At 66.4% G+C, this 18512-nt stretch carries 14 protein-coding genes; 1 reads left to right on the plus strand and 13 read right to left on the minus strand.

The window, feature by feature from the left end; genetic code table 11:
• Nucleotides 1–41 precede the first annotated feature (41 nt).
• On the plus strand, nt 42–746 hold the full coding sequence (locus ACO06P_RS16350; protein ID WP_420346291.1) for a heme oxygenase (biliverdin-producing): 705 nt from the start codon (nt 42–44) through the stop codon (nt 744–746).
• Here the strand turns inward: ACO06P_RS16350 and ACO06P_RS16355 are convergent.
• The 13 genes from ACO06P_RS16355 to bchB form a co-directional block, all read right to left on the minus strand.
• A complete protein-coding gene (locus tag ACO06P_RS16355) occupies nt 743–2959 on the minus strand; it encodes a GAF domain-containing protein (RefSeq protein WP_420346292.1) in 2217 nt (738 codons plus the stop codon). The two genes, ACO06P_RS16350 and ACO06P_RS16355, sit on opposite strands and share 4 nt — an antisense overlap.
• 17 nt (nt 2960–2976) lie before the next feature.
• Complete coding sequence (gene ppsR, locus ACO06P_RS16360) at nt 2977–4332, minus strand: transcriptional regulator PpsR (RefSeq protein WP_420346293.1); 1356 nt, start codon at nt 4330–4332, stop codon at nt 2977–2979.
• A gap of 397 nt (nt 4333–4729) precedes the next feature.
• Nucleotides 4730–5968 carry a 5-aminolevulinate synthase gene (hemA, locus tag ACO06P_RS16365; protein ID WP_420346294.1) on the minus strand — a complete coding sequence of 413 codons (1239 nt, stop codon included), beginning with the start codon at nt 5966–5968 and terminating at the stop codon, nt 4730–4732.
• Entirely contained in the window at nt 5931–7064 is a 1134-nt protein-coding gene (puhE, locus tag ACO06P_RS16370) for a putative photosynthetic complex assembly protein PuhE (RefSeq protein ID WP_420346295.1), read from the minus strand. Before puhE ends, hemA begins: the two co-directional genes overlap by 38 nt.
• A gap of 32 nt (nt 7065–7096) precedes the next feature.
• Nucleotides 7097–8161 (minus strand): magnesium-protoporphyrin IX monomethyl ester (oxidative) cyclase, encoded by a 1065-nt coding sequence (gene acsF / locus ACO06P_RS16375; protein ID WP_420346296.1) that lies wholly within the window; start codon nt 8159–8161, stop codon nt 7097–7099.
• 33 nt (nt 8162–8194) lie between these two features.
• Nucleotides 8195–8647 (minus strand): photosynthetic complex assembly protein PuhC, encoded by a 453-nt coding sequence (gene puhC / locus ACO06P_RS16380; protein WP_420346297.1) that lies wholly within the window; start codon nt 8645–8647, stop codon nt 8195–8197.
• Nucleotides 8648–8664: 17 nt separating this feature from the next.
• Nucleotides 8665–9351, minus strand: a complete 687-nt coding sequence (gene puhB / locus ACO06P_RS16385; protein ID WP_420346298.1) for a photosynthetic complex putative assembly protein PuhB — start codon at nt 9349–9351, stop codon at nt 8665–8667.
• Entirely contained in the window at nt 9348–10130 is a 783-nt protein-coding gene (gene puhA, locus ACO06P_RS16390) for a photosynthetic reaction center subunit H (protein ID WP_420346299.1), read from the minus strand. The genes puhB and puhA overlap by 4 nt, the downstream gene beginning before the upstream one ends.
• A gap of 25 nt (nt 10131–10155) precedes the next feature.
• Nucleotides 10156–11595, minus strand: a complete 1440-nt coding sequence (locus tag ACO06P_RS16395; protein ID WP_420346300.1) for a BCD family MFS transporter — start codon at nt 11593–11595, stop codon at nt 10156–10158.
• Complete coding sequence (bchM, locus tag ACO06P_RS16400) at nt 11592–12293, minus strand: magnesium protoporphyrin IX methyltransferase (RefSeq protein WP_420346301.1); 702 nt, start codon at nt 12291–12293, stop codon at nt 11592–11594. Before bchM ends, ACO06P_RS16395 begins: the two co-directional genes overlap by 4 nt.
• 11 nt (nt 12294–12304) lie before the next feature.
• The gene (bchL, locus tag ACO06P_RS16405) at nt 12305–13216 is read right to left on the minus strand and encodes a ferredoxin:protochlorophyllide reductase (ATP-dependent) iron-sulfur ATP-binding protein (protein ID WP_420346302.1); all 912 of its coding nucleotides are present in this window, start codon (nt 13214–13216) and stop codon (nt 12305–12307) included.
• Complete coding sequence (locus tag ACO06P_RS16410) at nt 13213–16932, minus strand: magnesium chelatase subunit H (RefSeq protein ID WP_420346303.1); 3720 nt, start codon at nt 16930–16932, stop codon at nt 13213–13215. Before ACO06P_RS16410 ends, bchL begins: the two co-directional genes overlap by 4 nt.
• Complete coding sequence (gene bchB / locus ACO06P_RS16415) at nt 16904–18508, minus strand: ferredoxin:protochlorophyllide reductase (ATP-dependent) subunit B (RefSeq protein WP_420346304.1); 1605 nt, start codon at nt 18506–18508, stop codon at nt 16904–16906. Before bchB ends, ACO06P_RS16410 begins: the two co-directional genes overlap by 29 nt.
• Between the last annotated feature and the right edge of the window lie 4 nt (nt 18509–18512).

The raw sequence follows: 18512 nt of genomic DNA on the forward strand, positions 1-18512 counted from the left end.
CGGCGAAGCTCGTCTTTGCAGGGACCGGAGAGGTGCGCGCGATGGATGGGCAGAGAGTGGATCCGGGTTCCGCCGCGGCAGAGCACCGCAAGCAGCGCGGCAGTCGCATCGGCGCGCCGGGTCTGGCGGACAGCCTGAAAGATCGAACCCAGCGTCTGCATCGCCAGGCCGAGCGTTCGGGCATCATCGCCGACATTCTGCACGGGACCGTCAGCCGGACGGGATATGTGCTGTTGCTGCGCAATCTGCATCCGGTCTATGGGGCGCTGGAACGGTCGCTTGAGCAGGGGAAGGCGGACCCTGTGATTTCAGGGCTTGCCGAGCCGGTCGTCTACCGCGCGGAGGGGCTTGCCCGCGACCTTGACGCTCTCTTTGGAGCAACCTGGCGGTCGGTGCTGCCGGTGCTGCCTGCCGCCGACCGCTATGCCCGGCGGATAGAGGCGGTGGCGGAGAGCGATCCGGCGCGGCTTCTGGGCCATGCCTACACCCGCTATCTCGGCGATCTGAACGGCGGACGGGTGTTGCGGCGCCTGCTGGCCCGCAATCTGGGTCTGCAGCCCGGATGTCTTTCGTTCTACGACTTTACGGAGGTGGGAGACCTCGATCGGTTTCGGGGCGCCTACCGCGAGAGGATCAACCGCGCGCCCCTGCCGCCACTGCGGTTCCGTGCTGCGGTCGACGAGGGCGTACGGGCTTTCCGGGACAGCATCGCGATGTCATTGGCCGTTCGGGCTGCAGCGCCCTAGCTGCGAATCCCCGGCGGCCGGTCCTTCCCTCCGGGCCCTTCCTCGTCTTCGCTGTCATCGTCCACCATGGCATGCCACATCAGGTGTTCCAGCAGCTCCCTGGAGCGTGCCACGGAGGCCTGAACGCTTTCGAGCTTTGACGGGATCTTGGCCAGTTCCATGCTGTCGGTGATCTCGAGCGCCGCAAGCTGCGCATTGCCGACGACCGAGGACAGCAGGTTGCGGTAGAGCAGATCTGACTTCGAGTTGAGCTGCAGACCGTGCATCTGATGGCGTCCGATCAGCCCTTCCTGGAACTGGCGGCGGGCAGTGTCCGCGGCCTTGCGCTCGGTCAGGTCGGTAAACATGAAGACGAAGCCGAGCAGATGGTCGGGGGCGGAGATCACGGCATCGGCACGCACACGCAGCGGCGTCGCTTCCTCCTCCTGCAGATGCAGGACAACCTCGCCACGCCATGTGCTCTGATGACGCAACAGGTCGTCGAGACTGCGCCTTACGGCGTTGGGGTTGGTGAAGAGCGACGGGAGGTCGTTGACCGTGGTCAGTTCTTTGCCAGGGTCCTTCAGTAAGCGCCGGAACGCCGAGTTGATCAGCAGGATGCGGCCTTCCGGAGAGGCCGTGATCACCGGTTGTTCGGAGAGCTTTACCTTGTCGCTGACCTGATCGAGCTGCTCCTGGGCGATCACCATGCGCACCGAGCGGAACTGCAGAACCACGTCGGCCAGCGTGTCGCCGATCAGGCGTGCCGTATTCAGGTCGGCGGAGGTCCAGGGGTCGGCCGTGCCCTCGACGACTTCGTGCCATTGAGAGAAGGAGCGCCGCGGTGAAAGATCGGAGGGGTCGTTGCCGACGATCACCGGCTTGAAGGGATTGCCGCCCCAGGTGACGGTGCGAATGCGTTCGGGCCGGAACCACAACAGGTACTCGCCGGGAACGCTGGAAAGGGGCATGGCCAGCAGTCCGCTGGCCACCGGCGTCAGGGACGCAAAGGCAGGCTCCTCGCGGCCCAGCGAGGTCGTGGTGATCTGCCCCTTGCGCGCCTGGCGGTCGAGCCAGTTGCCGATGCGGCGCAGCTCGCGGGTTCCCGGCACCTCGCCCGTGGTCCGCACCTCGCCCTCGAACAGCAGGGCCGCGCCACTGGCGTCGAGGGGCTGCAGCAGAGAACGGCTATGTCCGAACAAAGCGGACTGCCAATCGCCGTCGCGTGAAATCGCCTCGACAAGGCGCTGCTCGAGACGCTGGACCATGAGCTCCGCTTCGGCCTGCACGAAGCTCTCAAGAGCTGCGAGGCGCGTCGCGATGGTTTCCGCCAGAAGCTCGACGACGGCGCGGGTCTCGTAGGGGACCGAGCGCGGCGCATAGTGATGGCAGGCGATGAGGCCCCAGAGCCGGCCGGCAACCATCAACGAGGCGACCAGTGTCGCGCTGACGCCCATGTTCTGCAGGTACTGTATGTGGATCGGCGACATGCTCCGCAGCGTGCAGAGCGACATGTCGAGCTCGCCGCCGGTCAGCGGCGAAAGAGCCGGCTGCAAAGGCACCGGTTCGTAGTCCACGTCGACCAGCAGCCGCACGCGGTTGCGTTCATAGAGTCGCCGGGCAATCTGAGGAATGTCGGATGCCGGATAGCGGTTTCCGAGAAAGGCTTCCAGATGCTCTTCCCGTCGTTCTGCGAAGACCTCGCCATGCCCCTCTTCGTCGAAGCGGTAGACCATGACCCGGTCGAAGCCGGTGAGCGCTTTGATGATACCGGCGGATTCGCTGCAGAGCTCGGCCAGGGAAGCGGTCTCGAGGATCTTGCGCAGCGAGTCTTCGAGGTGCTGGGAGAGGTTGAGCGATGCCCCCGCTTCTTCCAGCTCGACAATCAGTCCGCCTTCCGGCGGGCGGTGGATCAGTCCGTCGAACTCCCGCGCCGGCGATCCCAGGTGGCATCGGACGGCAATCGGGATACGGTCCATACGGTCGCCGAGGTGGCGCCGGATTTTCTCTGAGAGATCGCCCTCCCAATCGTCGAGCTTTGTGCCGACAGGGGATTCATGCCCGAGGAAGCTTCCGGCGTTTGCGCTGGCTTGCACGACGCGCAGCTCCGGTTCCTGGAGCACGAGAAGCGCACCATGAGGCTGGATCGACCCAGCCAGATGGATCTGTTCCCGCTCGCAGTTCGAGAGATCGGCTTCGCCGAAGGCCGGTGTCGCGGGCTGTTGTTCGGACACGCTGGCAGGGGCACCGGTTACGCTTTGTTGTCTGACGGCGATTGTGTGCCGCCGTCCATCGCGTAGCGGTTCAACTTGGCATAGAGGCTCTGACGGCTCAGGCCCAGGAGTTCGGCCGCGGCGGTGCGGTTGCCGTTGGTCAGCTCAAGCGCCGATTCGATGTAGTGTCGTTCGACGACGCCAACCGTGTCCCTGACAAGGTCGCGCAGGGAGGTGCTGCCGATCTGCTCGGTGAGGGTGCTGACCAGCGTGCTGAGTTCCCGGCCGTGCGTGCTGTTCACCAGCCGCCGGCTCACGTCGCGGATGAGGACCCCGATATGCTGGGGGTCGCCTTGCCTGTCACCACTGGCGGAGAGCTCCACCTCGGTTTCCAGGCCCAGATCGCCGTGCACGGTCGTTGAGAACAGCCTGACCGTCCCATGGAGCTGAATGTTGGCCAGCAGGACAGTCAGATCGGCGCCGGGCCGCCACAGCCAGCGGCTGAGCCGCTCCCCGACGACCACCGCCTCGGAGCCGGCCTGAACCAGGTCAAGGAAGGCCTGATTGGTCCGCAGGACCGTGCCCTGCTTGTCGAGCACGACAAAGGCATCGGGAACCCGCGCGATGAGGTCGGCAATCGGCATCGTATCGTTGACGAGGCTCGCAGGAGCCTCGGCAGAAACCGGGGAGAGCTGAAGCAGGTACATGGGGCCCGGTCCAGCGGTCATCAGGGACGCGCGGACCAGCCAGGGTGTCTGGTCCTGGCCCATGTGGATCATGACGGCCGGCGCTTTGCCCTGATCGCGGACCCGCTGCAGCATGTCTTCGAAATGCTGGCGCTCCTTCGCCGCGATCTCGGCCAGGAACTCGCCGCCCTGGGCCGACACGCCGAGCGCGCGGATCGCAACCGGATTGGCTTCCACGATATGAAGGGTCGACGCGCGGATCAGGAGCACCGCCTCGTTCGACGAGTCGAAGAGCAGCCGATAGCGGGTCTCGACTTCACGAAGCTTCCAGTAGTCGCGCTCCATGGCCTGCTGCGCGGCAACGAGGCGGGACTGCAGTTCGGCCACAGCCTGCAGGTTGCGCCCGATGGCGACGAGGCCCTGGTTGTCGCCAAGGCGCACCGCCGTGTACTCGATCGGCAGCTTCAGTCCGCTGGGAAAGTGCTGGTTAAGCTGGCGAAAGGCCGAGATCCCCCGGTCCCGCGCGTCTTCCAGCATGTGCTTGATCTTGTCGCCGCCGACGTCGCCGACCGTCTCGCTCCAGGCACGCCCGCGCAGGCTCTCGACATCGCTGTCGGGGATCGCGGCGGAATGGGAGACGCGCTGGATGGTGCCCTCCATATCCAGATGAAGGGTTATGTCAGGTTGTGCGACGTTCAAGCCTTCCATAATGACTCAATCTCATGCGCTATCGAAAATGGGTCGGCCGACTGCGGCTGTCGTGGGCGTGACACACCCCCTGCCGGTGGACTCCCTTCGCAGGTCGCCCCTCGGCGCAGCCACAAGCCTTTGCCCTAAACCAATCCCCCCTTGCGCACAGGCCTTGTACTTTACGACCTGCTTATAAATCCACTTCTACAGACCGCGATCCTATCTGTCCATAAATGTGGACAGCGGCTGTCAGACTACAAGCACAATTTACTGAAATATCTGTGAAATCAACATCATAGCGGCACACTTTCTCTACCGCATTTGGTGTTGGCGGGCTCGTGATGCAACCTTTGATACCAGCCGCCGGTTGCGGTGCCCGCAACGCTCCGAATGCCGGCGTCTATGGCGGCCTTCTTCAGGCGGCCTCCCTGACCAAGGCGAACTCCGACCAGATTTCACTCAAGGCCGAAACCAGGCGTTCCATATCGTCGTCGCCGTGGAGCGGCGATGGTGTCAGGCGCAGCCGCTCCGTGCCGCGTTCCACCGTCGGATAGTTGATCGGCTGTACGTAGATCCCGTGGCGCTCCCACAACAGGTCGGTCACCGCCTTGCATTTGCGCGGATCCCCCACCAGCACCGGGACGATGTGGCTTGCGGACGGCATGACCGGCAGTCCCGCCTGTGTCAGCATCCATTTCAGGGTTGCGGCACGCTCCTGGTGGCGGGCGCGTTCTACCTTGCTGTGCTTGAGGTGGCGGACCGATGCCAAGGCCCCGGCGGTTACGGCGGGGGGCAGGGCGGTGGTGAAGATGAAGCCCGAGGCGAAGCTGCGGACGAAATCGACAACGGCGGCCGACCCGGAGATGTAGCCGCCGAGAACGCCGAATGCCTTGCCGAGGGTGCCTTCGATGACCGTCAGGCGGTCCATCAGCCCCTCGCGCTCCGCGATGCCGCCGCCGCGCGGGCCATAGAGCCCCACCGCGTGCACCTCGTCGAGGTAGGTCATGGCGCCGTATCTCTCGGCCACATCGCAGATCTCGGCAATGGGTGCGACATCCCCATCCATGGAATAGACGGATTCGAAGGCAACCAGCTTGGCGCGCCCGGGCTCTATGTCGGCCAGCTTGCGCGCCAGATCCTCCGGATCGTTGTGTTTGAAGATGCGCTTTTCCGCGCGCGAGTGGCGGATGCCCTCGATCATGGAGGCATGGTTTTTCGCATCGGAAACGACGACGCAGTTGGGAAGGCGCGAGGCCAGGGTTGTCAGCGCCGCCCAGTTCGACACATAGCCGGAGGTGAAAAGCAGGGCCGCTTCCTTACCGTGGAGGTCGGCCAACTCGCGTTCGAGCAGCACATGATAGTGGTTGGTGCCCGAGATGTTGCGCGTTCCCCCGGCGCCGGCGCCGCAGCGGTCGATCGCCTCGTGCATGGCTGCGAGCACGGCGGGGTGCTGTCCCATGCCGAGGTAGTCGTTGGAACACCACACGGTGACCTCGCCGCAAGGATCCCCCGGTTCTTCGCCGGGTTGGCGCGAAGGATGACAAGTGGCGCGCGGAAAGCTGCCGGCCTGACGCGCCAGATCGGCGAAGACGCGATAGCGTCCCTCCCGACGGAGATCAGTAAGCTGCTGGTCGAAGAAGCTCTGGTAATCCATTCTTCGTCTCCTCCTCGCTTTGAGGTTCGACAGGCCGTGTCCGAGGGGTTGGCCCCGAGGTGGCTGATGTGGCGGCCGCGGTGCAGCCTGCGGTGCCGGCGTCCAGCGCCGGGCAGTCCAGATTCTGTCCGATGGCCACGATGCGCGGCTGTTCGTTTTCGCCGGGGGCGTTGCCGCCATGCGATGACGTCGCCTCGCCTTCGTGGTCATGCCCGTGATCTGTTTCTGTGTCACGGCTCCCGGCGAGATGCAGTGCGGAGAGGGTGCTGACCTGCTCGAGGCCGTGGTCCTCCACGACACCAAAGGCGGCCGGCTCGCCATCGAGGGGTTGGGCCTTGCCGTGGGAGGAAAGGGCCCAGTTCCACAGGGAGGCAGCCGGCAGGGGAACCACCAGGAACCAATGCTCCAAAACCGCCAGCGCCATCATGGTTGCCAGGAAGGTATAGCCGACCGCTTCAAAGGCGGTGGCTTCCGGCGCGATCGCCGACTGAATCAGCCAAGTAAGGATCACCGTCGAAACGGTGATTGAAACCGGGAACAGCAGATTCATCGGCTTCTTGGTGAGAAAGCTCTTCAGATACTCCAGATGCTCCGGCAGGAACTCCTCGTTCAGGTTGCGCACGCCCAGGAAGACGTTGAGCCTGGCACTCTCATGCATCCACCAGAGGATCATGAAGGTCCAGGTGCCGACCTGATTGGCGCCGTTCCAGGTGACTGCGACCACCAGCACCGCTGCGGCGATGATCGAGAGCTCATGGTAGAGGCTGACCTGTATGGCGTGACCGAAGTGCTTCCAGCCGCGGCAACCCTCCGGGCAGGCTTTCTTTCGCGGGCCGGTGACGAAACCCATGTAGAAGCTGATTTCCTGCCAGCCCCAGATCAGCAGGCCGAAGGTGAAGGCCCAGTAGGCCCCCGCGACGCTGGTGTCGTTCTTGGTCACGGCCAAGCCGTAGATCGAGGCGGCAAGCAGCAGCGTGGCGCCCAGCATGCCCCAGCGGAAGGTGTGCCTGGGCAGGCCGTCCAGGTAGATGATCACGCCGGTGGAGAACCACCACACAAAGAGCGCGAAAATCACAGGAAGGCCGTACTCGATCATCGGCGTGCCTCACATTCGGGTCGGTTACCGACTTACCACACCGGGTCCAGCCGGACGTTCTGCGGCAGCGCGTGCTTGCGCGTCGGCAGCAGGTAGAGCCGGGCGAAGGTCGCTGCGCCTGCTACGGCGAGGGCAGCCCGTTTGGCACCGCCGACGAGGCCGCCTCTTTCCTTCGCGGCCTTGCTCGCCTCGGCGATACGCCGCAGGCGCTCCAGCCCGGCGCGGAAAGCCGGATTGTCGAGGTCCAGGCTGACCGGGAAGATCTGCTTTGAGATCTCCGTGGTGATGCGGAAGACCGTGAAATCGAACTCGGTGGGATCGAGCCCGAGGGCGCGATGCAGGGCGGGCCGTGCATGGTCGCGCACGTACATGGTCGCGAAGACGGCCAGCAGGAAGAAGCGGATCCACAGCTTGTTGCGGCCCCGCAGCAGGCTGGGGTCGGCGCGCATGATCAGGGCAAAGGCCTCGCCATGGCGGAACTCGTCGTTGCACCAGGCTTCGAACCACTTGAAGATCGGATGGAAGCGGTACTGCGGGTTGCGTTCGAGCTGCCGGTAGATCGTGATGTAGCGCGCGTAGCCGATCTTCTCCGAGAGATAGGTGGCGTAGAAGATGAACTTCGGCTTGAAGAAGGTGTACTTTTTGGTCTTCTTCAGAAAGCCGAGCTCGATTCCCAGGTTGAAGTCCTTCAGCGCCTTGTTGATGAAGCCGGCATGGCGGGACTCGTCGCGGCTCATGGCGCCCATCAGCGCCTTGACGTCCGGGTTCTTCACCCGGGTCTTGATGTCGGAGTAGAGCACGCAGCCGGAGAACTCGGCGGTCAGGGAACTCACCAGAAAGTCGAGGAACTCTTCCCGCAGGTCTTCGGGCAGCGCCTCGATGTCGACGTTGAACTTCGGGTCGCGGTCGAAGTGGTGGCGGTTGTTGTCGGCGCGGAATTCCGCCATCAGGGCGTCCCACTCGCTGCGCACCGAACTGACGTCCAAGCGGTCCATGGCCGCGAAGTCGGTGGTGTAGAAGCGCGGCGAGATGAGGTCCTCGGTGACGGCTTGGCGGGTGGTGACATTGACGGCGTCGTTGATGTTGAGGTCGTCCATGGTGTTCTCCTTTGCGCTTGCGTCAGGCAAGCATCATTGCGCTGCGGTCTCTGCGTAGAGCAGGGCCGCAAGCAGGCGCCGATTGTCCGGGCCGAAGGCTGACAGTTCGATCTCGCTGCCGGTTTCCCGGTCCAGCAATGACAGCCGCCCGTCGCTCCAGCGCGTGAGGGTGAAAGGCGCGTTCGGGTCGGCGCCCCGCAGCAGGCGCTCGCGCCCCAGGCCGCGGGCAATGCCGAGCAGGAAGCCGGCGCCCTCCGGATTGACTGCAACCACACCGTCGCTGCCAAGGACGACGACTTCGCCATCGCTGCGCTGTTCGAAGTGCAGTTCCCGGCTCGCAACGGCTTCCGCCTCGGGCAGGGCGACCCGCCCCAGCCCGCTGATCTGCCCGAAACCAGCCAGCGCGATAGCAAGAACAACCATGGCCCCGGCGGCAAGCAGGACGGGCCGCGGAATGGTCTCGGTCTGCTTGTGGTTTGTGGTCATGGCCTGTGTTCCCTGTCTCAAGAGGCCGCTGCAATTGGCGCGGAGCGGGGCTGCTCCGCCGTCGGTTTGGCCTTGGACTCGCCTTCCACAGTCTCCAGGCCTGTAGCGGCCTGGGCTGCGATCAGGGCCCTGACCAGAAGCTCGGCGACGGCCTCCGGCTCCGCCAGGCAGCGCAGCATCGGCTGCGGCCGGGCGAGACGCCAGGGGCGGGCGTTGGGCCAGAGCGCGAGGTAGGCGATCCGCCCGTCGCCGGCCAGGGTCATGGGAATGTCGCCGCTGCCGTCGCGGTGCAGCCGCTTGGAGAGAGTCTCGATCTTCGCCAGCGGCAGGTTGACGGTGACGTCCAGGGCGATGCCGGAGCGGATGACCACCCGCTTGTTGGTGATGGTGTAGACCGTCGAACGGGCGGAACCCCAGGCCAGCAGGGCGGGAATGGCAACCGCGCCCAACGCCAGCGGCAAGGGCATCAGAACGGCGACGGCAGCCATAGCGAAGCTGCCGCCGTCATGCAGCGTCGTCGCGCCCTGCCAGAGCAGCAGCAACGTCACATAGAAGGCGATCTTCCGGGTGTGGAAAACGCGCCGGGCCAGAGAACGCCACGCCGGCACCCCCTGCCAAAGGATTGCCTCTCCCTCCGGCAGAGTCTCGGGCAGGCCGCGGACGGGTTCGAACGCGAAATCGTCGTGACCGTGATGGGCCGTCATAGGACCGGCTCCTGGCGCTGGGGTGTGGCATAGAGGTTGCCGCCGGCGTAGTAGGCACAGATGCGGTCTTCCTCCAGCAGGGTGATCTGCTCCGGGTTCGCCAGCGATGGCACGTCAGCAAACTGTGCCGCGGTGATCGCGTTGACGCGGACCTTCCGGGCCCCGCGCTTGCCGCCCATCCGCACGCAGGTCATGGGCAGCATGACGCGCCGCTGGCCCTCGGGGCCGGATACCTCCACCTCGAGGTAACGGATCAGCACCTCGGCACGGTCGACCCAGGCATCCACCACGGTTCCGGCGGTCTGCCCGTCGGCGGCCACGACCGGGCAGCCGCGCGGATCGGGGTCGCGCGGTTCCAGATAGAAGTCGCCTGCCGTCCGCAGAGGCACGATCTTCACCGCCCCCTCGGCGGTCAGGTCGGGCGTGTTGGCCCGCTGCGCATAGGAGGCCGGACCGACGGCGTCGGTCATCGGATTGCCGGTCGGCATCAAGGGCGCACCCGGGAAGTAGGAGGCCGGCTCGGCGTGAATCGTCCGTGTGTCCGACTCGGTCCGCGGCGCCGTCACCGTGCCGCCGTGGTGCAAATGAAAGGTCTTGGGGTCCGGCAGAGAGGGGAAGCCCTGGACGGTCACCCGGTCGGAGCGGTCGGATTCCAGAGGATAGCCTTCGCGCTTGTCCTCACGCCGCAGATAGAAGATCAGCAGGGCGAAGAAGACCCAGAAGACATAGAGGGCAATCTGCGCGACGTCGATGTAGCTGGTAAATGCGCCGGTTGACATGACAAACCTCCACAAGCAATCGGGCCTAGCCGGGGAACTCCGCCAGCCCGAAACGGTTTTTCGATTCTGCCCTGCGCCCGTCCCTCGCCCGCGCCAGCGGCCCCAGGGCGATCAAGGTGGCGAAGAGCAGCAGGATTTCGAGGTGATAGACCGCGCCATAGCCGATGGCGGGACCGGTCAGGACCGGGCCCAGCGCGCCTGTATCCGCAAGTTGCGAAACGACATCCCGCACGGCGCCGCCCAGGGCGATGGCTCCTCCCGCGCAGCAGGCCTGGACCGCTCCCCAGGCGCCGAGCGCGATACCGCGGTGGGCGCCCTCGGCCAGAGCCATGATGGCGGTCAGCGTGCCGACGGCGAAGAGCCCGCCGCCGAAGCCGATCAGTGCCGTGCCGGCGCGGAACAGAAGGGTGGAATTCAGGGGCGCGGCCAGGATGACCAGGGCAAAGGCCGCCAGGCCGGCGACGGCGCCCCAGCCGGCGAGGCGCAGCGGATCGGCGCCGCGGCCTAGACGGCCGGCCGCCAGGCCGAGACCGATCAGCGTGCCGCCGGCCAGCAGGGCAGTCAGCACCGTCGTCGCGCTGACGCTGAGGCCGAGGATTTGCCCGCCATAGGGCTCCAGCAGAATATCCTGCATGCTGAACGCCGCGGTGCCGAGACCGATCGCCACCAGCAGGCGCAGCACGCGGCCCTGGCTGATGAAGCCGCGCCAGGTCTGGGCGAAGTCGGGGCGCGGCCGGGCGGGATCGGTGCGCGCAGGGTCGCGCACCTCCTGCTGCCAGAGCGCCACGACGTTGAAGACCACGGTCACCACGGCTGCGCCCTGGATCACCCTGATCAGCTTCACCGCGTTGAAGTCCGCTAGCAGCGCACCGAACGCGAGGGCGCTGACCACCATGCCGAGGAGCAGCATGACGTAGAGCAATGCCACGACACGCGGGCGCGCCTCCGCCGGTGCGAGATCGGTGGCCAGGGCGAGACCCGCGGTCTGCGCCATATGAAGGCCGATGCCGACCATGAAAAAGGCCGCGGCGGCGGCGCCCTGGCCGACGATGGCCGGGACGTCATGGTAGTTATCGCCGGAGAGCACCAGCAGGGCGAAGGGCATGATGGAAAGCCCGCCGAACTGAATCAGGGTGCCGGTCCAGATGTAGGGCACCCGCCGCCAGCCGAGGACCGAGATGTGATAATCGGAGCGAAAGCCGATGAGCACGCGCAATGGCGCCAGCATCAGCGGCAGGGCGACGGCGAGCGCGACGAACCAGGCCGGCACGCTCAGTTCAAGAATCATCACCCGGTTCAGGACACCGGTTATGAGGACGACCGCCATGCCGACGGAGACCTGGAACAGCGAGAGGCGCAGCAGCCTGCCGAGCGGCAGCTCCGCCGTTGCCGCGTCGGCAAACGGCAGGAAGCGTGGCCCGACATGGAGCCAGCCGCGCGCCAGAACTCTCTGCAGGGTTTTCATGGGCGCCGCAACTCCAGGGCCTGTGAGGTGTAGAAGCCGCTGGCGATGCGCTCGCTGCGGCCGGTTTCCCAGCCGTCCAGCCGTTCGGCCCGCGCCAGGCGCCGCCGCAGGTCGATCTCCCGCAGGGGTTCGATGGCCGGTGCCCGGTTGCCGCGCGGAAAGAGGCGTCCGAGCGTATGCATTGCCGCGAGCGGCCGGGTACGCGGCGCGAAGGTAAAGAGCAGGCTGCGTTCCGCGCGTTGCGCGAGGCGCGCCAGCATGTCGACCGTATCGCCCGCCTCGTAGTGGATCAGCGAATCCATGGCGACGACGTGATCGAAGTTGCCGAGTGCGGGGTCGGTCATGTCACCGACCTGAAAACTGACGGAACCGGCGCCGAGATCCTGGGGGCATCGGTCCTGGGCCAGCTGCACCAGCGTGAGCGACAGGTCAATGGCCGTCACGCACGCGCCGCGGCGCGCCGCCTCGATCGACAGCGCCCCGGTGCCGCAGCCGGCATCCAGAATGCGCCGGCCGCGGAGGTCCTCCGGCAGCCAGCTCAGCAGGGTGGCCCGCATGCGTTCCCGCCCGGCGCGCACCGTCGCGCGGATGCGTCCGACCGGCGCGTCGGAGGTCAAGCGCGACCAGGCCTCCGCCGCCGTGCGGTCGAAGTAGGTTTCGAGCTCGCTGCGCCGTTCGAAGTAAGAGGCTGTTGCCATCGTCCGTCCCCTCAGTCGAACCCGAGAAAGTCGAAGATCTCGCGATCTTTCATGGGCTCCGCCTCCAGCGGTTCCGTGCCGGCCCAGAGCGTCTCGGCGAGCTGCAGATACTCCCGTTTGACGGCCTCGAGCTCCGGCGAGTCCTCCATCTCGAAGAGCGTGGACTTCTTCAGCCGGCTGCGCCGGATCACGTCCAGGTCCGGGAAGTGCGCCAGGGTCTTGAGGCCGACCTTGTCGTTGAAGCGGTCGATTTCGTCGGTGGCCGCGCTGCGGTTGGCGATCACGCCACCCAGGCGCACGTCATAGTTCCGCGCCTTCGCCGTGATCGCCGCGACGATCCGGTTCATGGCGAAGATCGAGTCGAAGTCGTTGGCGGCGACGATCAGGGCCCGGTCGGCATGCTGCAGCGGCGAGGCGAAGCCGCCGCAGACGACGTCGCCCAGAACGTCGAAGATCACCACGTCGGTGTCTTCCAGCAGGTGATGCTCCTTCAGCAGCTTGACGGTCTGGCCGACCACGTAGCCGCCGCAGCCGGTGCCGGCCGGCGGCCCGCCGGCCTCCACGCACATGACGCCGTTGTAGCCTTCGTAGACGAAGTCCTCGATGCGCAGCTCCTCCGGATGGAAGTCGACTGACTCGAGCACGTCGATGACCGTGGGCATCAGCTGCTTGGTGAGCGTGAAGGTCGAGTCGTGCTTGGGGTCGCAGCCGATCTGCAGCACCCGCTTGCCGATCTTGGAGAAGGCGACGGCGAGGTTCGAAGACGTGGTCGACTTGCCGATGCCGCCCTTGCCGTAGACCGTGAAGACCTTGGCGCTGTCGATGGCGAGATCCGGGTCCAGCATCACCTGGACGCTGCCTTCGCCGTCGGGGCGGGAGCGGTTGCCGGCGAGGACGCCTGAAGGTTTGGTTGCGACGTTCATGCTGCTGCCTCCTGACCCACGCCCTCGAGCTTGTCTTCCAGGTCCTGACCCGCCTTGCGCAGGGCTTCCAGAACGGCGGCGTCAGGCGACCAGTACTGCCGCTCCTGGGCCTCGAGCAGGCGGTTGGCGACCTTGGCCGATGCGGCGGGATTGAGTGTGGCGAGGCGCTCGCGCATCTCCTCGTCCAGCACGAAGGTTTCGGTGATCTGTTGATAGACCCAGGGGCTCACCTGGCCGGTGGTCGCCGACCAGCCCATGGTGTTGGTGACCTGGGCCTCGATCTGACGCACACCTTCGTGTCCGTGGGACAGCAGACCCTCATACCACTTGGGGTTCAGCATGCGCGTGCGCGTCTCCAGCGCGACCTGCTCCTCCAGCGTGCGTATCTTTGCGGTGCCGTTGGTCTGGTCGCCGATGTAGACCGGCACCGTATCGCCACGGGCGCGCTCGACGGATCGGCTGATGCCGCCGAGCGTATCGAAGTAGTGGTCGATCGTCGTCACGCCCAGCTCAACGGATTCGAGGTTCTGGTAGGTCAGCTCGACATCGGCCAGCAGGCTGTTCATCAGCTCCACCCGCTGTTCGGGCTTGCCGTCGCGGCCATAGGCAAAGCCCTTGCGGCGCGTGAAGGTGTTCGCCAGCTCGTCCTCGTCCTGCCAGCAGCCGCTGTCGATCAGGTGGTTCACGTTCGATCCATAGACGCCGTCGGCATTGGAGAAGATGCGCAGCGCCGCCTCCTCCAGGTCGCAGCCCTGCGCCTTCTGATAGCGGAGCGCGTGCTTGCGCAGGAAGTTCTGCTCCGGCGGCTCCTCTGCCGTGGCCGCCAGATAGGCCGCCTCGGCCAGCATCCGCGTCTGCAGGGGCAGAAGATCCCGGAAGATGCCGGAGAGCGTGGCGATCACATCGATGCGTGGCCGCCCGAGCTCCTCCAGCGGAATGAGTTCGGCACCGCAGAGGCGCCCGAACCCGTCGAAGCGCGGGCGCGCGCCCATCATGGCCATGGCTTGGGCGATCGGGCCGCCCTCGCTCTTCAGGTTGTCGGTTCCCCACAGCACGACGGCGATCGATTCGGGATAGTCCTCTCCGCCGGCCCGGTGGCGTGCGAGCAGGCGTTCGGCCTGTTGGGCGCCGTCGGCGATGGCATAGGCGCTGGGTATGCGCATGGGATCGAAGCCGTGAACGTTGCGACCAGTGGGAAGAATGGCCGGTGTCCGCAGCAGATCGCCGCCCGGGACCGGGCGGATGAAGCCGCCGTCGAGGGCATGCAGCACAGCCGGGATCTCATAGTCCTCGGTCAGCAGGCAGTTGACCTCCTTGAGCTCCCTGATGAGGGTCTGGTTCTCTTCGCTGGCCGGCAGGCCGCTGGCGGCCAGGACCGTCTCCGGTGCCGCGCCGTCCACCAGCGCTTCAATGGCCAGGCGGTCAGCGGCTGTGCCGGTGGCGGTTTCCATCATTGCGTCCAGCAGCTCGATCCGCTCGCTCCGCGTCATGGCTTCGCCGATGACATGCAGTCCGGTCGGAATGAGCGAGTCCTCCAGTTCCCGCAGGGAGTCTTGCAGGGCTGTGATTTCGTGGTCGCATTCCCCGGTCCAGGCCGGTGCCTCCGGCGCGAGATCGAGCGCGGCGGCCTGCGTCTGAATGAGGGCGGCCAGGGAGCCCCTTTCTTCCAACGCCTGCGGCAGCAGGGAACGCCAGCGCGTCAGGGAGTCCTGCAGGTCGAGCAGGCCCCTGTAGAGCCCGGCATGGCACAGCGGCGGCGTGCGGTAGCTGATCAGCGTCGCCGCCGCGCGCCGCTTGGCGATCGTGCCCTCGGAGGGGTTGTTGGCGGCATAGAGATAGAAGCTCGGCAGATCGCCGATCAGCCGCTCGGGCCAGCACGCGGCGGAGAGCCCCACCTGCTTGCCGGGCATGAACTCGAGCGCGCCGTGGGTTCCGAAGTGCAGCACGGCGTCGGCGGCGAAGTCCTCCCGCAGGAAGCGGTAAAAGGCGGAGAAGGCGTGGGTCGGGGCGAAGCCCTGTTCGAAGAGCAGCCGCATGGGGTCGCCCTCGTAGCCAAAGGCCGGCTGGATGCCGACGAAGACGTTGCCGAAGCGCTCACCCAGAACGAAGAGCGACGAACCATCGCTCTGCTGGCGGCCGGGTGCCGGCCCCCACTGGGCCTCGATCTCGCCGAGCCAGGTCTCGCGGCGCACATGGTCGTCCGTCGCGATGCGTGCGTGCACGTTGGCGTCGGTTCCGAAGCGCTTGGCGTTGCCCTCCAGGATCCGCGACCGCAGCGCGTCTACAGTGTCGGGCACGTCGACGCTGTAGCCCTCGAGTTTCAGCCCCTGCAGAACACGGTGCAATGATCCAAAGACTGAGAGGTGCGCTGCGGTACCGGTGCTCCCGCCGTTGGGCGGGAAATTGAAAAGCACGATTCCAACCTTGCGGTCGGCGCGCGGTTGCCGCCGCAGGTCGATCATCCGGGCCACCCTGGCGGCCAGCAGGCCGGCTCTCTCCTCATGGGGTTGCATGTCGCGCTGGCCCGGGGCGGGGTCGTCCGCCTTGTGCCCGCGTCCGCCGAAGACGATGGGGGCCGTCGAGCCGTCGAGCTCCGGCAGCGAGACCATCATGGTGGCTTCGATGGGCGTCAGGCCGCGCGGCGAAGCCTCCCATTGGTCGAGCGTCTGGAATTCCAGGGCCTGGGCGGAGATCAGGGGAACATCCAAAGCGGCCAGTGCTTCCTCTGCCGCCTTGGAGTCGTTGTAGGCCGGGCCGCCAACCAGCGAGAAGCCGGTCAGGGAAACGATGGCGTCGACCCGCGCGCGGTCTTCGGCCACGAAGAAGCGCTCAATCGCCGGACGCGAGTCGAGGCCGCTGGCAAAGGCGGGGACCACCTCGATGCCGCGGGCTTCAAGGGCTTCGATCACGCCGTCATAGTGGCGCGTGTCGCCGGCCAGAACGTAGGACCGCATGAGCAGCAGGCCGACGCGCCTGACGTTGCCGCCGCTGGCCTGCGGCAGGTCCGTCAGGGTCTCGGTCACCCGCTGGGACAGACGCGGGTGGTAGAGGCCGACCTCCGGATAATCGACCGGGAGGGTGGCCTTGAAGCGCCCGCGCAGGCCGGCGCGCGGCCCCGCCGCATAGCGGCTGACCAGGAAGCGCACCATGTTGGCGACATTGGCCTCCGACCCTGCCAGCCAGTACTGCATGGTCAGGAAATAGGCGCGCAGGTCCTGGGCCGCGCCGGGAATGAAGCGCAGGATCTGTGGCAGGCGGCGCACGATGGCGAGCTGCTGCGCGCCGGCCGTGCTGCCCTTCTTGTTGCGCCCGCGCAGACGTTTCAGCAGCGACAGGGCGCCGCCGCTGCTGCCGTCCATGGACAGCTTGCCGAGACGTGTCAGCCGGATGATCTCGCCTGCGGACATGCATCCGACCATCGCATCGCAGTGCTCGCGCCGCGCCTTCAGCCAGGGCAGCACGGCCTCGACATGGTCCTCCATGAACAGCATCGTGCAGATGATGATGTCGCCGCACTCGATGTCCGAACGGCACCGGGCCAGGGCTTCGGGGTCGCTCCACTCGGTCGCAGCATGCAGGCTCAGGTCCAGGCTCGGGAGACCGCGCTTCAGGCGCCGGCAGGCTCTCTCGGTGGCGCTGGCCAGATGATTGTCGAGCGTAACGATCACGACCCGCAGGGGGGCCGCGTCAGCGTCCGAAGTGGGCTTTGGCATCATACAATGTCTCAAGAGTGATCAGGGCCAGTCCGCCGTCACGGGCAAAGCGCTCCGTGTTGCGGCGGACCTTGCCGCGGACGAAAAAGGGAACCTTGCCGAGTTCTTTCTCTGCCTCCTCGGCCCAACGGATCTCGTCGCCGGAACCAGAGTCGGACTCGCTGACGGAACCGATGGCGGGCGGGGAGATTTCGATGGGCGTGCTGCCGGAGGGGGACTCGGCCGGCTTTGAGCCGTGGCCGAGGTGAGAGGGCCGTGCATCAGCACCGAACTCCGGGTCTTCGCGGAACATGCCGATCAGGTGCTCTTCCAGGCCCATCATCAAGGGGTGCACCCAGGTGTCGAAGAGCACGTTCGCGCCTTCGATGCCCATCTGCGGGGCATAGCGCGCAGGGAAATCCTGGACGTGGACGGGGGCCGAGATCACCGCGCAGCCGATACCCAGACGCTTGGCGATGTGGCGCTCCATCTGGGTGCCGAGGACCAGTTCCGGCTGCAGCTCGGCGATGCGGGCTTCGACATCCAGGTAGTCGTCGGTGATCAGCGGTTCGACGCCGTAGCGCGCGGCGGCGGCACGCAGGTCGCGGGCGAACTCCCGGCTGTAGGTGCCGAGGCCGACGACCTCAAAGCCGAGTTCCTCGGACGCGACGCGCGCTGCGGCGACGGCATGGGTCGCGTCGCCGAAGATGAAGACCCGCTTGCCGGTCAGATAGGTCGAGTCGATGGAACGGGAGTACCACGGCAGGCGCAGGTCGCTCTCAAAATCGGCTGCCGGTGGGCCGGCGAAGCCGAGCTCCCGAAGCTCGGCGATGAAGTCCTTGGTCGCTCCGACGCCGATGGGAACGGTCGTCACACGCGGCTGCTTGAAGCTGCGCTCCAGCCAGCGGGCCGCCGTATCCGCGACTTCCGGATAAAGCACGACGTTGAAGTCGGCCTCTCCCAGGCGCGCCAGGTCGGCGGGCGTGGCGCCGAGCGGCGCGACGACGTTGATCGAGATGCCAAGCCGGGAAAGCAGCTGCGTGACCTCCCGGACGTCATCGCGGTGGCGGAAGCCGAGCGCCGTCGGCCCCAGAATGTTGCAGGACGGCTGTGCACCGTTCGGCCGATCGGATCGCATGGTCCCCGGAGCGGGCAGCTTGGGCCCGGCCATGGCACGCACCAAGCGATAGAAGGTCTCGGCCGCGCCCCAGTTCTCCTTGCGCTGATAGGCCGGCAGTTCGACCGGAATCACCGGGACCGGCAGGGCGAGGGCCTTGGCGAGGCCGCCCGGGTCGTCCTGGATCAGTTCCGCCGTGCAGGAGGCGCCCACCAGGAGGGCCTGCGGTTTAAAGCGTTCGTAGGCGTCGCGCACGGCGGACTTGAACAATGCCGCCGTATCGCCGCCGAGGTCCCGCGCCTGGAAGGTGGTGTAGGTGACGGGCGGGCGCCTGTCGCGCCGCTCGATCATGGTGAACAGCAGGTCGGCATAGGTATCGCCCTGCGGCGCGTGCAGGACGTAGTGCAGACCCTCCATGGCGGTTGCGATCCGCATCGCGCCGATGTGCGGTGGGCCCTCGTATGTCCAGAGTGTCAGCTGCATGGCC

This window comes from Pelagibius sp. (genome assembly GCF_965227505.1).
In the GTDB taxonomy this organism is placed as follows: Bacteria; Pseudomonadota; Alphaproteobacteria; order Kiloniellales; family Kiloniellaceae; genus Pelagibius.